This window comes from Bacillus sp. z33 (assembly GCF_058313615.1).
Genome location: NZ_JBZFQN010000003.1, coordinates 447,213 through 460,652, shown reverse-complemented (window position 1 = coordinate 460,652; position 13,440 = coordinate 447,213). Strand labels below are relative to the sequence as shown.

Annotated in this window: 12 protein-coding genes; 2 read left to right on the top strand and 10 right to left on the bottom strand. The window is 37.7% G+C overall.

Going from position 1 to position 13,440, the window contains the following annotated elements:
- Positions 1-164 precede the first annotated feature (164 nt).
- From AC4G3L_RS13970 to desA, 10 genes are all read right to left on the bottom strand, one after another.
- Positions 165-1,913, bottom strand: a complete 1,749-nt coding sequence (locus tag AC4G3L_RS13970) for a glycine betaine ABC transporter substrate-binding protein (protein WP_491077585.1) — start codon at positions 1,911-1,913, stop codon at positions 165-167.
- Positions 1,910-3,118: a quaternary amine ABC transporter ATP-binding protein gene (locus AC4G3L_RS13965; protein ID WP_491077584.1), complete on the bottom strand. Its 1,209-nt coding sequence runs from the start codon at positions 3,116-3,118 to the stop codon at positions 1,910-1,912. Before AC4G3L_RS13965 ends, AC4G3L_RS13970 begins: the two co-directional genes overlap by 4 nt.
- 178 nt (positions 3,119-3,296) lie before the next feature.
- On the bottom strand, positions 3,297-4,211 hold the full coding sequence (murB, locus tag AC4G3L_RS13960) for a UDP-N-acetylmuramate dehydrogenase (RefSeq protein WP_491077583.1): 915 nt from the start codon (positions 4,209-4,211) through the stop codon (positions 3,297-3,299).
- A 305-nt stretch (positions 4,212-4,516) separates the two neighbouring features.
- Positions 4,517-5,179: an amino acid ABC transporter permease gene (locus AC4G3L_RS13955; RefSeq protein WP_491077582.1), complete on the bottom strand. Its 663-nt coding sequence runs from the start codon at positions 5,177-5,179 to the stop codon at positions 4,517-4,519.
- Positions 5,180-5,191: 12 nt separating this feature from the next.
- Positions 5,192-5,827: an amino acid ABC transporter permease gene (locus AC4G3L_RS13950; RefSeq protein WP_491077738.1), complete on the bottom strand. Its 636-nt coding sequence runs from the start codon at positions 5,825-5,827 to the stop codon at positions 5,192-5,194.
- A 65-nt stretch (positions 5,828-5,892) separates the two neighbouring features.
- Entirely contained in the window at positions 5,893-6,699 is an 807-nt protein-coding gene (locus AC4G3L_RS13945; RefSeq protein ID WP_491077581.1) for a transporter substrate-binding domain-containing protein, read from the bottom strand.
- A 15-nt stretch (positions 6,700-6,714) separates the two neighbouring features.
- Positions 6,715-7,443: an amino acid ABC transporter ATP-binding protein gene (locus AC4G3L_RS13940; protein ID WP_491077737.1), complete on the bottom strand. Its 729-nt coding sequence runs from the start codon at positions 7,441-7,443 to the stop codon at positions 6,715-6,717.
- Between the two features lie 480 nt (positions 7,444-7,923).
- On the bottom strand, positions 7,924-8,523 hold the full coding sequence (locus AC4G3L_RS13935) for a response regulator (RefSeq protein WP_491077580.1): 600 nt from the start codon (positions 8,521-8,523) through the stop codon (positions 7,924-7,926).
- Entirely contained in the window at positions 8,520-9,653 is a 1,134-nt protein-coding gene (locus AC4G3L_RS13930; protein ID WP_491077579.1) for a sensor histidine kinase, read from the bottom strand. The genes AC4G3L_RS13935 and AC4G3L_RS13930 overlap by 4 nt, the downstream gene beginning before the upstream one ends.
- Positions 9,654-9,745: 92 nt before the next feature.
- On the bottom strand, positions 9,746-10,756 hold the full coding sequence (gene desA / locus AC4G3L_RS13925; protein WP_491077578.1) for a Delta(5) desaturase DesA: 1,011 nt from the start codon (positions 10,754-10,756) through the stop codon (positions 9,746-9,748).
- A gap of 430 nt (positions 10,757-11,186) precedes the next feature.
- On the opposite strand from desA, the gene rsgA reads away from it, so the two are divergent.
- Together rsgA and AC4G3L_RS13915 are read left to right on the top strand one after the other, a co-directional pair.
- Positions 11,187-12,227: a ribosome small subunit-dependent GTPase A gene (gene rsgA, locus AC4G3L_RS13920; RefSeq protein WP_491077577.1), complete on the top strand. Its 1,041-nt coding sequence runs from the start codon at positions 11,187-11,189 to the stop codon at positions 12,225-12,227.
- A 528-nt stretch (positions 12,228-12,755) separates the two neighbouring features.
- Positions 12,756-13,400: a DUF4272 domain-containing protein gene (locus AC4G3L_RS13915; protein WP_491077576.1), complete on the top strand. Its 645-nt coding sequence runs from the start codon at positions 12,756-12,758 to the stop codon at positions 13,398-13,400.
- The last annotated feature ends 40 nt before the right edge of the window (positions 13,401-13,440 follow it).

Genomic DNA, 13,440 nt, shown 5'->3' with positions numbered 1-13,440 from the left:
TAGAGTTTATTTATTAAGATAGGTATATGATGAAGCAAGTTAATCAACAAAAATGGGTCTATAGAAAGGCAAATAAAAAAAGCATGAGTTCAGTAAAATACCGTACTCATGCCTGCATTTCATCTATCTGATAAAATCCATTTAATTCTCTTTGACTATAAAAATTACTTTTCCTCTTTTTTTATCAAATCTTCAATTGAATCTATATCCATATAAGTGGGAACAACGAGTCCAAGCTTGGTTCCTTTAAGATTTGGACCCAGATCGATTAAATCTTCCTTATACTTGTCATAGAATGCCTTTGATGTAGTTGGCAGCCAGGCTGCAACCATGGCATCTGCCTTTTGGTTGGCAATCGCTGAATACATCGGGCCAATTTCCACCTGTTTTAATTCTGGATTATAACCATGCATTCTTAATACTTCACTAATAACATTTGTTGATGCAATCTCTGACTCCCACGCAACATAGACCAGACTAATATCTTGCCCATTGCCCTTCTCTGCACCTGTCAGCCATTGATCTACCTTGTTTGGATATTTTTCAATCCATTTGGAGGCTGCCTCTTTTGGTTTCATTCCCTTTTGTACATACATCATAACTTCTTCCATATCAGATGCTGTCCAGTAAAATTGATCTAGAATTTGTTCTGCTCCAGGCAGATCTTCTTCGAGGCCTTTTCGAACGATCGTATGGATGTTTTCACCCTGGCCATAGACACCCTTAGGATCATCTAGATATTTTAAATCATATGTCTGGAACATCCAGTGCGGTGTCCAACCTGTCAGGATAATTGGATTTTTAGTATCATAAGCTTTTTGAAGCTCTGCACCCATAGCAGCAGATGATCCTTCCTGTAATGTCCAATCTTCTTCGAGGCCATACACCTTCATTACTTCTTTTGTAGCAGTCATAAGTCCTGCTCCAGGCTCTATGCCTACAATCTTATAATCTACTTGATCGCCCGCATAGGCAGCATCTTTCGTACCTGTTTCTGCAGATGAAGATATCGCTATATAGGCATATCCTCCAAGAAAAACTAAAACCATTAAACTATATGCCCATTTCTTCGCTATTATTCTTTGATATGCAGGAGTTCTGAGATTTTGCGATACTCTGTCTAAAATAATCGCGATGATAACAATTGCTAGTCCAGCTTCAAAACCTTCTCCAACTGCTATTTGTGAAACAGCCCGGTATACCTCGGCACCCAATCCAGGCGCACCTACAAGGGATGCCATAACTACCATGGATAAAGATAGCATAATACTTTGGTTGATTCCTGCCATAATTGTTGAAACAGCCAATGGCAATTGGACCTTTGTGATTTTTTGCCATGTAGTGGAACCAAAGGCTTGTGAAGCTTCTATTAAATCTTTCGGAACCTCTCTGATTCCTAAATTCGTCATCCGTATCGTCGGCGCAACAGCGAAAATGAAAGACGCCACGATTCCAGGAACGACTCCAATTCCAAAGAATAGGATGGCAGGAATTAAGTAAACGAAGCCCGGCATCGTCTGCATGAAATCGAGAATTGGCATAACAATTCTCTTCACAGTATTACTTTGTGATGCCCAAATACCAATCGGGACTCCGACAATAATCGTAATCAGCACAGCTGCCAAGACTAATGCTAATGTTTGAATCATCGCATCCCATAATCCCAGATTATCAATCAGTAATAATCCTATAAACGTTAATAATGCCATGCCCCAATTATTTGTATATAAAACGAGCAGAGTAATCAGGACAATCAACACGATGGAGGGCCCTAAGCCCAGTACCTCCACACTAGTATCGATAATAGTTTGGATGACAATGGATATCCAATTAAAAAATGGTCCGCATACCTCTGTTACCCAATCAACAAAACGATCCACTCCAGCAGCTATTGGTAATTTTTCTAGGTTCATTGACTTTCCTCCTTATCATGGAGTATATCTTTGTTGCCAGCCAATGCTCCAATGACAACACCACGTACCAGTACACCCTTCAACCTGTTAGCCTCATCAACGACCGCTAAAGGGATTTGTGCATTTGCCATATCGTCGAGCAGATCAGATAGAATCGTATTTTCTAATACTTTTGGTACTTCTTTCGTCATAACTTCATCTATAGAGATTTTCTGCAGTATAGCTTCTCTTGCCTGATCGGCAGATAATGCCCCAAGCAGTGTCTGTTTGCGGTCTACGATAAATATACTGGAATATCCCCTGTCCTTCATAATTTGTAAGGCAACACGAGGTCCTCTGTCGATTGTAATACGTTCCGCCCGAGTCATAATCGTAGATGCAGTCAGAACATGCGATAAATCGATTCCTTCAATAAAACGTTCAACATAGTCATTGGCAGGATTCATCATGATTTCTTCAGGAGTTCCCACTTGAATTACCTGACCATCACGCATCAAGGCAATCCGGTCTCCTATTCTTAAAGCTTCATCCAAATCATGTGTAATAAATACAATCGTTTTTTTGTAATTATCCTGGATTTCTAGCAGTTCATCTTGCATGCTTTTGCGGATAAGAGGATCGAGGGCACTAAACGCCTCATCCATAAGAACAATATCTGTATCGCTGGCTAAAGCCCTCGCAAGCCCGACACGCTGCTGCATACCGCCACTTAATTGAGATGGATATTGATTTTCATATCCTTTAAGACCAACCACTTCAAGTGATTCCATTGCCTTTTGTTTTCGTTCCTCTTCAGGCATTTTTTGAATTTCCAATCCATACTCAGTATTCTCAAGGATCGTTTTATGAGGGAATAGGGCGAAGTTCTGAAACACCATACTAATTTTCTTTCTTCTGGTTTCACGTAATTCAGCCGGTGACATATTGACTATATTCTCATTATCAATCAAAATCTCACCGGATGTCGGGTCAATAAGACGATTTAACATCCGAATTAATGTGGATTTCCCACTCCCCGATAACCCCATTACTACGAATATTTCTCCTTCATAGATATCGAGATTTACTTTGTTAACACCAATGGTACATCCCGTTCTCTTTAAGATATCTTTTTTTGAACAACCCTGTTTCAATAGATCCATTGCAGATTGCGGAGATTTACCAAATACCTTTATGACATTTTGTATACTTATTTTTGGCTGCAAACAACCACTCCTTCTATGTATTTTATTTAGACAAAATTTAATTACCTCACTTATTACTATAACCCATTAAGGGAAAATCTAAACTTTTATGCTCTTTAATACCCTTTTTCTTATACATTGACACTAAAAAAGCCCCTCTTTTATGAGGGGCCAGACAGTCAATATATTCGAATTTTATTTATTCTTCTTCACCAATTATTTTTACTTCTGTTTCCAGGCTGACACCAAAATTAGCTTTAACTGTATCCTGCACATGTTTAATTAATGCCAGATAGTCAGTAGCCGTTGCGTTGCCAGTATTGATGATAAAACCAGCATGTTTTGTAGATACCTGAGCTCCGCCAATTTGAGCACCTTGCAGATCGCTATCCTGAATAAGTTTACCTGCAAAATAGCCAGGAGGTCGTTTAAAAACACTTCCGCATGAAGGGTATTCAAGCGGCTGCTTGGACTCCCTTAAAAATGTTAACTCATCCATTTTATCTTTAATTACGTCCACATCTCCCGGAACCGGTGCAAAACGGGCCTCAAGAACAATGTAATTATGTTTAGCTATCAAACTGCTGCGGTACGTAAGCTCCATCTCATCTTTTGTCAGTGTAAGAAGCTCACCCTTCTCATTTAATACGACAGCTGACTCAATGACCTGTGAAATTTCTCCGCCATAGGCTCCGGCATTCATATAGACCGCTCCACCGACTGAGCCAGGGATTCCGCATGCAAACTCAAGGCCAGTTAAGTTATGCTCTAAAGCAAATCTGGATACATTAATAATGGTTGCACCACTCTGGGCTATAATTTTTCCGTCTTCCATATAAATTTTATCTAAATGACTTAGAATCAGGACAATCCCTCTGATTCCGCCATCTCTAATAATTAAATTAGACCCATTTCCTAAAATGGTCAGCGGAATATCATTCTTACGGGCATATAGAATCGTATTTTGTACCTCTTCATAGGTTGTCGGCAACACTAGAAGATCAGCATTCCCACCTGTTTTAGTAAATGTATATTCACATAAAGGCTCATCCTGTTTAATATGTTCTGCCTGAATAATCTGTTGCAATTCTTCAACTGTTTTTTGTTTATTCATACTCTCAACCTTCTGAATTTTTATTTGTCGTATCTTATTATATACATGAATCATGATAGAAAATCATTGCAAATGGTTGGAAAATCATCTTCACATGATCCTGATATTTAGCCATACCATTAGTCACTATATTAACCCCAATGATTATCATACTATAAATGTAGCTGATTAAAAAACAGTATATTTTACAATCATTAAAATCCTATAAGAGGACTGTTTTCTTTAAGTATATGACAATGATTAAATCTAATGAACAAATGAAAAACAGCATCATCCTCAAGGATGATGCGGCAATCGTATTCCTTTTAAGCCCTCTTAAGCTCTAATCTTCTTGCAATCTGTGATAAACCATAATTAACTACAAAATACATAAGTGCTACGAGGATTAGGATAGGATAAATATAATTGGTGCTTTGCGCAGAAATAATCTGTCCATTATGCGTCAGTTCAGGCAGTGCGATAATAACCGCCAATGATGTATCCTTTAATAAGGAAATAAACTGACTGACAATAGGCGGAACCATATTGCGTAAGGCCTGTGGCAAAATAATATGAATGAGTGTCTGCATATAATTCAACCCTGATGAACGGGCTGCCTCTATTTGACCTTTTGGGATGGAGTTTAAACCGCTTCGGATAATTTCCGATATCATAGAAGATTCAAAAATCGTCAACGCCAGAATGGCAGCGGTCGTTACACTCATATCCAGTGACCAGCTTCTGCTAGGATCCTGTAAGCCAAAATAAACAAAGAAAATAATTAAAATTAATGGCAGATTCCTTATTGTTTCCACCAAAACCGCGACAACATTTGATAAAACCGGTATTTTAGCATAACGGATGATTCCAAGTATCCCTCCTATAAGAAAGCTGAGAATAATTGAAATAAAAGCAACCTCTAGTGTAACAAGAAAACCATCGAATAAAAATTTAAGATTATCGGGCGTATATGCTCCTGCAAAATCCATGATTACGCCTCCTTACGAACTTTTAGCCAGGTGTTTTTCTAAATACCCAACACCTAAACTGAGTGGTATGGTTAAAATCAAATAGAATATAGCAACAAAAATATAGACATCAAACACGACAAATGTATCGGAAGAAATCAAATCAGCCTGATACATTAATTCACCTCCGGCAATGACAGCCAGAATTGATGAATTTTTAACTAAATTGATAAATTGATTTCCTAATGGAGGAATTACTATTTTTATAGCCTGGGGCAAGATAACCAATCTCATAGCCTGTCCATAGGATAAACCCGAAGAACGTGCTGCCTCCAGTTGCCCTTTATGTACGGATAAGATCCCTGCTCGAATAGACTCTGCAATAAACGCAGCCGTATAAATCGTTAATGCTAGTGAACCTGCCATAAAGCCTGACATTTGTGCTCCATAGTGAAAAATAAAAGCAATAATCAATAAAGGGATATTCCGTACAAACTCTACATAGGCTGTACCAATCCAATTCAGTGGTTTGAATGGAGCAATCCTCATCACCGCGATAATCGCTCCTATCAAAAAGCTTCCCACGAGAGCCAATAGACTAATTTGTATCGTTTTGTAAAAACCGTCTAAATACGTATCTATATTATCTGCGAGTATCGAAAAATCCAGCAATTATTTCACTCCTCTTAATCAATCAGGATGAGCTTTCTGCCCATCCTGATTGGAGAAATTATTTATTTTTTAATCCATTTGTTAAAAATCTCATCATATGTTCCGTTCTCTTTAATCGTTTTAAGTGCTTTATTTAATTCATCCACTAATTCTTCATTGCCCTTTTTAACTGCAATTCCATATGGCTCTTCTGTAAATTGTCCACCAACCAATTCATAGGAAGGGTCTTCATCAACCATTCCATACAGGATAGAATCATCCGTAGTTAGAGCATCACCTTGTCCTGATTTAAGAGCAGAAAAGGCTTCAGCGTAGTTTTCATATTGAAGAACTTCTGTATCTGGTGCTTTTTCAGCGATATTAACAGCAGACGTAGAACCTTTCACCGCAAGAACTTTTGTACCTGCTTTTAAATCATCGACACTTTTGATTTTACTTCCCTTTTTAACAAGTAAGGATTGCCCTGCTTCAAAATACACATCTGTAAAGTCCACTTCTTTTTTACGTTCCTCTGTAATTGTCATTGTGGCAACAACAGCGTCAATCTTTCCATTTTGAAGAAGCGGCACCCGAGTTTTAGAGGTTACTTCCTTAAATTCGACTTTATTTTCATCTCCAAGAACCTCTTTAGCCAGTGCTTTGGCTATATCAATATCAAAGCCTTCTACTTTGCCAGTGCTTGTATTCTTTAATCCAAACAGACGAGTATCATTTTTCACGCCAAAGATGATTTTATCCTTATCCTTGATTTTATCCAGACCCTTTTCTGAGGATCCTCCTGTTGTTTCGTCATCTTTCCCGCAAGCTGCCAACATGAATACAGCTATGATGGAAATGATGGATACCTTCCAAAACTTTTTTAATGACATTCTTTTTCCCCCTTATTAATGATTTAATATACGGCTTAAAAACGTACGAGCCCTTTCTTCTTCCGGGTTCGTAAAAAATTCAGCCGGTGTAGATTCTTCTAAAATTTTCCCTTCATCCATAAAGACAATCCGATTGGCTACCTCTTTCGCAAAGCCCATTTCATGTGTAACGACAACCATCGTCATGCCTTCCTTCGCCAATGCCTTCATAACATCCAATACTTCGCCAATCATCTCAGGATCGAGAGCAGAGGTTGGTTCATCAAAGAGCATAATTTCCGGATTCATCGCCAATCCTCTCGCAATGGCTACACGTTGTTGCTGTCCACCGGAAAGCTGAGCTGGATATGCGTTCGCCTTATCCGGAATACCTACTTTTTCAAGATAGATTTTTGCAGTTTTAACGGCTTCCTCTTCAGATTTACCTAAAACCTTCATAGGAGCCAATGTGATATTTTGAAGGACGGTTTTATGCGGATACAAATAAAAATGCTGAAAAACCATTCCAATTTCACGACGGATTTTATTGATATCTGTCTTCTTATCATTGACCGAAATATCATTCACTTTTAAGGTACCGCTATTAATACTCTCCAGTCGATTAATACATCTAAGCATCGTACTTTTACCAGACCCTGAGGGACCAATTACTACTACTACTTCTCCCTTTTCAACTTGAAGATTTATATCTTTCAAAACATGAAAATCTCCAAAATACTTATTTACCTGATCAAAAACAATCAACATTCTTCCCCCTTGCCGATGCTCATCTCAATATTTTTTATTTTCAGAAATTATACGGGTTATTTAGAATTATATGTATATAAAGTTAGTCCGTCAATCAAATTAATCCAAACTTTCCATTTTTAGGGGTAATTATACATACTGTCCCTTTTAATATTTTGTTAGAATCTATATATAATATTGTTTTATTATCATGGAATACATATTTGTGTATTTCTTGTAAGTTGAGGGAATTTTCATTTCATTGAAGCTAGAAATCTGTTTCGTTCGGGTGCAGCTTGTCGTACCGGGAAGTCTCTTACTCTGAAGTGATTAAAGTGTGGGTATAATGAGGGTCTAGTGAAAATAAATTAAAAAGTAAAATAGAGCGACAAGGTAACTAAATTGTCCAATCCTATTCTACCTTTCATTCATCACATATTTTAAATTTTACTGTCAAATTATAACATTATCAATTATATTTTAAAAAAATATTCAAAATTACTTAAACCAACCCTTTTCTTTAAATCGAGAGATGGCTTCTATACGATTACTGACGTCTAATTTATCGAGAATAACAGATATATAATTACGGACTGTTCCTGTCGTTATATATAATTGTTTGGCAATTTCCTTTGTGTTTTTTCCATCCGCAATTAATCCCAAAACTTGTTGTTCGCGCTCCGTCAGAGGGTTTTCCTCCTCGTAGATTATGTCAACAAGTTCAGGTGCATAGATACGCCGTCCATCCATGATAATACGAATAGAATTAGCCAGTTCTTCACTCGGGCTATCCTTTAATAAATAACCGCGCACATCAGCTTTCCGCGCTCTCTCAAAATAACCTGCTCGCGCAAAGGTAGTTAAAATAATCACTTTACATCCTGTTTCTTTTAATTCTTCTGCGACATCTAATCCACTTTTACCAGGCATTTCAATATCCATCACGCAAATGTCAGGACGATGCTGCTTAATCATGCAGAGGGCTTCGTCTCCATTTTTCGCTTTACCGACCACCTTCATATCTGCTTCTAAATCTAATAGTGCGCCCAATGCACCGAGCAGCATTCTTTGATCTTCAGCTATTACGATTTTAATCATGCCATTACCTCCTGGTGAACAGGCTGTTCTATCAAGGGAATTCTAAAAGTTAGTTCCGTCCCTGATTCAGCTTGAATATCAAGACTCCCATTTACAAATTCAAGCCGCTCTCTCATTCCCTTTAAGCCATTTCCCTTATTCATTTCTTTTTCGACAATCCCTACTCCATTATCCTGAATGATCATCGTTACTTCAGTTGCCGTTTTTTTAATATACAATCTGCATACAGTGGCACTGCTATGCTTCACGATATTGGTGATAGCTTCCTTTAAACACATTCCTATAACATTTTCGACAAGCAGCGGAATCTTATGGAAACTTTTCTCTCCTTCAACATAAAACTCCATTTGAGCAGCCTTCAATATCTGCTTGACCCGGATTAACTCTTCTTCCAATTTGGTGCCTCTCATATCAGCCACTATTTCACGTACTTCTTTTAATGCCACTCTCGCAGTGACTTGAATATCATGCAGTTCCTGCTTAGCTTGTTCAGGATTTATTTGTATCAGTTTGCCGGCCAAGTCACTCTTCAAGCCGATTAAGGAAAGTTTCTGCCCAAGAATATCATGTAAGTCTCTGGCGATACGCTGCCGTTCCTGAAGCTTAATCAAATCTGATATTTGTTGGTGGGCATCTTTCAGCTGAGCCTCCAGCCTTTCTCTTTTATGAATACTATAGGAACTCCACGGAAGTACAATAACGCCGATTACACTTATTAAAATAAAGGGAAACTGCGAAAAAAACAGCGGATTCTGAGTAATGAAACCCCAATTAACCGTCAAAATTGTACCACTAACATGAATGCCATATAAAATAAAAAATCCTACTTTATTTTCAATATTCCCAATAAAATAAGCCAGAAAGAGTGAAAAATAAACAAAGTTGAAAATTAAAGACATGGCGATACATATTGCCATTTGGAGGCCCACCCAAAAATAAACATAGCCACCTTTTGAAATAGCTGAAACGCGATTACTCACAAAAAATAGCAGTATAAGAAGGAGACCTATAACAATCATAAACAATGATTTTGTATTAAAAATAAAATAGAAAGGAAGAATACAAAATACAAGCCAAATATAGAGATTCAGCCCTATGTTTGTTGGAAATAACTGATACAGAGCTTTCATTTGCTCTTTCCTCCCTCCAATAATTTACTCCAGCATATACCAATAAAAACAAAAAATACAGTAGATCTACTGTATTTTTTGATGTACCTTAATTATGGCTTCACTTTGCCAGAACGTGCATTTAAATCTTTAAAACTCACAAATCCCTTCCCCTTTTCGTCCCATAATCGAAAACGGATAGCTTTTAAACTTGTGGAGATTGTAATGGTCGTAGCCTCCTGTAAAGGAGCAGTCTCATTATGGACTGTTTCAAGATGATAATTTGGCACTCTTGGACTTAAATGGTGGACATGATGAAAACCTATATTCCCCGTTACCCATTGAAGTACTTTAGGAAGTTTATAATAGGAACTTCCGTCAATTGCCGCTTTTACATAATCCCAGTCCTCTTCCTCTTCAAAATACGAATCTTCAAATTGATGCTGTACATAAAACAACCAGATTCCTAAAGCCCCGGCAATAAACAGGATTGGCAATTGGATCAATAAAAATTCCTTCCATCCGATGAGCAAGCACATCGATGCATAAATGACGACGATCGATAGATTAGTAATATACATATTGATGCGTTCTTTCTTTCTAGCACCCTTACGATTAAATCGATTGGTAATTAAGAATAAATAGATTGGACCAAATCCGAACATAACAATTGGATTTCTGTACAAGCGATAGATTAATTTTTCTTTAAACGATGCCTCTTTGTATTCTTCAACCGTCATAATCCAAATATCTCCGGTTCCCCGCTTATTTAAATTACTGCTCGTCGCATGATGAATAGAGTGGCTTCTTTTCCACTGTTCATATGGAAACATAGTGATAATTCCAGTTATTGTCCCCCATATATCATTCCATTTCCTATTTTTAAAAAAGGATTGATGGCAGCAATCATGGAAGATAATAAATAATCTAATGACAAACCCGGCTGTAAGTACCGCAAAAAACAATGTTAACCAATATGATATCTCCAAGCTTTGATAGGCTGCAAACCAAAAAATCAGAAACGGCAGAAAGGTATTTAGAAGTTGTTTTATACTTGATTTGGTGTTTGCCTTTTCATAGGGAGCAATTTGTTTTCTTAAGGCTATATTTTTCTCCTTCGACATTATCTTCACCTCTAACCTATTATTTATCTTTAATGCTATACAATTAAGCGACTTCAAAACAGTCATAAACGTCAATAAGAAAACATGACAAATGTCATATAGAAACATTTTGAAAAAAATGAATAATATGTTTACAAACCGTACACACTTACACTATAGTAAATGTAATCACTTACATGAAGGAGGAATGTTTTATGAATAATCATTTTTTACAAATAGCCGATATCAATTTCATATCACAGCCCTCTGGTAAGGATGCTTAAATTCCGTATGTTTAATATGATTGAATTTGCATATATTCCATGGGCTGTGCGAAGCCCATGGTTTTTATTTGTCTGATTTGTCTATGTACAGATCTGACAAGAAGGAGACCGGCATGTTCGGTCTCCTTTTTATTTGCAATCACATACAAACATTGGAGGAATTTAAATTGAATTTAAAACAATTAGGTTGGAATCAATTTTTTGTAGATGCTTTTAAACCATATGTGAATAAAGGATATACAGCTGGCCGGATCGCCCTGGAGCATAAAGGAATGTATCGTGTTTTTTGCGAAGATGGAAATCTTTTGGCTGAAGTAACAGGAAAAATGCGACATGAAGCAAAGGAAAGTTCCGATTATCCTGCAGTCGGCGACTGGGTCGTCATCACTTCCAGAAAAGAGGAACATAAGGCTACCGTCCATGCCGTACTGCCCAGAAAAAGTAAGTTCTCAAGAAAAAAAGCTGGTGTGACTACTGAAGAACAGCTCGTTGCTACCAATATTGATACAGTGTTCCTAGTTAATGCACTAAATACCGATTTTAATTTACGCAGACTGGAACGATATTTACTAATGGCTTGGGAAAGCGGAGCAAATCCAGTCATTATTTTGAGTAAATCTGATCTATGCAATGATATTGAGCAAAAAGTTAAAGAAGTAGAAAGAATTGCTTTAGGGGTGCCTATTCATGCAATCAGTGCTGAAAAAAAAGAAGGTTTGGAGCAGTTAGACTCTTATATTCAAGATGGAAAAACGATTGCATTACTAGGTTCATCCGGTACGGGTAAATCAACATTAACCAATGTCCTGTATGGTGATTCCATTCTAGAGGTGAATTCTATTCGAGAAGACGATGATAAAGGCCGACATACAACCACACATCGAGAACTTGTACTCCTGCAAAATGGCGGAATTATCATTGATACTCCCGGTATGAGAGAATTGCAACTATGGGATGCTGATGAGGGGATCAGTCATAGTTTTACGGATATTGAAGAATTAACATTATACTGTAAATTTACGGACTGCAAACATGACAGTGAACCAGAGTGTGCTGTACAACAAGCACTATTAAATGGAACGCTGAGTAAAGAACGCTTTACCAGCTACCTAAAACTCCAACGCGAACTCGCCTACCTAAACCGAAAAGAAAACCAAAAAGCGGCCCTGGCTGAAAAGGCAAGGTGGAAAATCAAAAAGCTGAGGTGACTTGCCCAGCTCCGACAAGCATAAGGGGAAGCACGCAGGGAGGTGCACTTCCCTCCCGCAGTGACTATCCTTATGACCTCGAGGAGCTAGGAGCCGAAGCTAGACTATAGAAAAAAGCTGAGGTGACTTGCCCAGCTCCGACAAGCATAAGAGGAGGCACGCAGGGAGGGGGAAGGAACAAAGAATAAGAACGCCACATCCTGTGGTAACGTCTTTGTGACCGACATCTTTGACCTTTGATATGCAAAGAGAAGCACGCAAATTTGCGTGCTTTCTTTTTTACATTTTCTTTTTTTGTGCAGACATTAAGAGACCTTTTCTCCTTTCCTTTTTCCTTTCTACTTAACTTACTTCCTCTTTAAATTTTCCTTTTTATAAGCTCTCTTGCTAAATAAACTGCGCATACATTTCCACCATGTGCAGAACACTCAATGTTTCAACCAAAATATGTTAAAATCATCATATTGAAAATGCTCTTCTAGTCTTAAGTAAGATAAAAGTCAGGTATGGTACAGAAAGGGGATACAAATGAATAGTCCAATAGGAAGAAAAAAAAGGACAGAAAAAATGCTGAAAGATATGGGAATCCCTATAAATCATCACCTACATACATTAGAAAATGCGTGTAACCTGAGTTTAAAAGATATGGATGAAGTGATTAACCGTATCATTGCCATTACTATTGTTTCGGCTAAAGGAAGCGGCGCCCCTGATGATACGATTGATACATTCATAGAAATTTACAATGCGAAGGAATTATTTTCTCCGGATGAAAAAGATTTCATCGAGAATGAAGATCCCGATCAGGATGAATATAATACCTACTCTTGGAAAATCGAATGTAACTCTGTCCTATTATGGGCCATCAATCTGGTTCCTGACTTACCCTTTCCACATACTATTTCCGATGTAGAAACACTGTATAGCCTTGTCTTAGATTCTACGAAGGAAGACTTGTTGAAACGCGCTTTCTATCGAGACAAAAATGAAATTCTTGATGCCCTCGATATTTTGTACAGACTTCATTGGGCAATTGTTGAAACTCGTATGAACAATGATGAATTTCCAATCGAAATAAGCCCTGGTGTTGTTTATGAGAGGAGATATGCTCTAAATTGGTTGGTTAATATCCTGGATGAGGAATGGGACGATATCTCGATGAATACCATCTGACACTTTGGTATATTAGAGTGATTAACATGGGGGGTGCCAT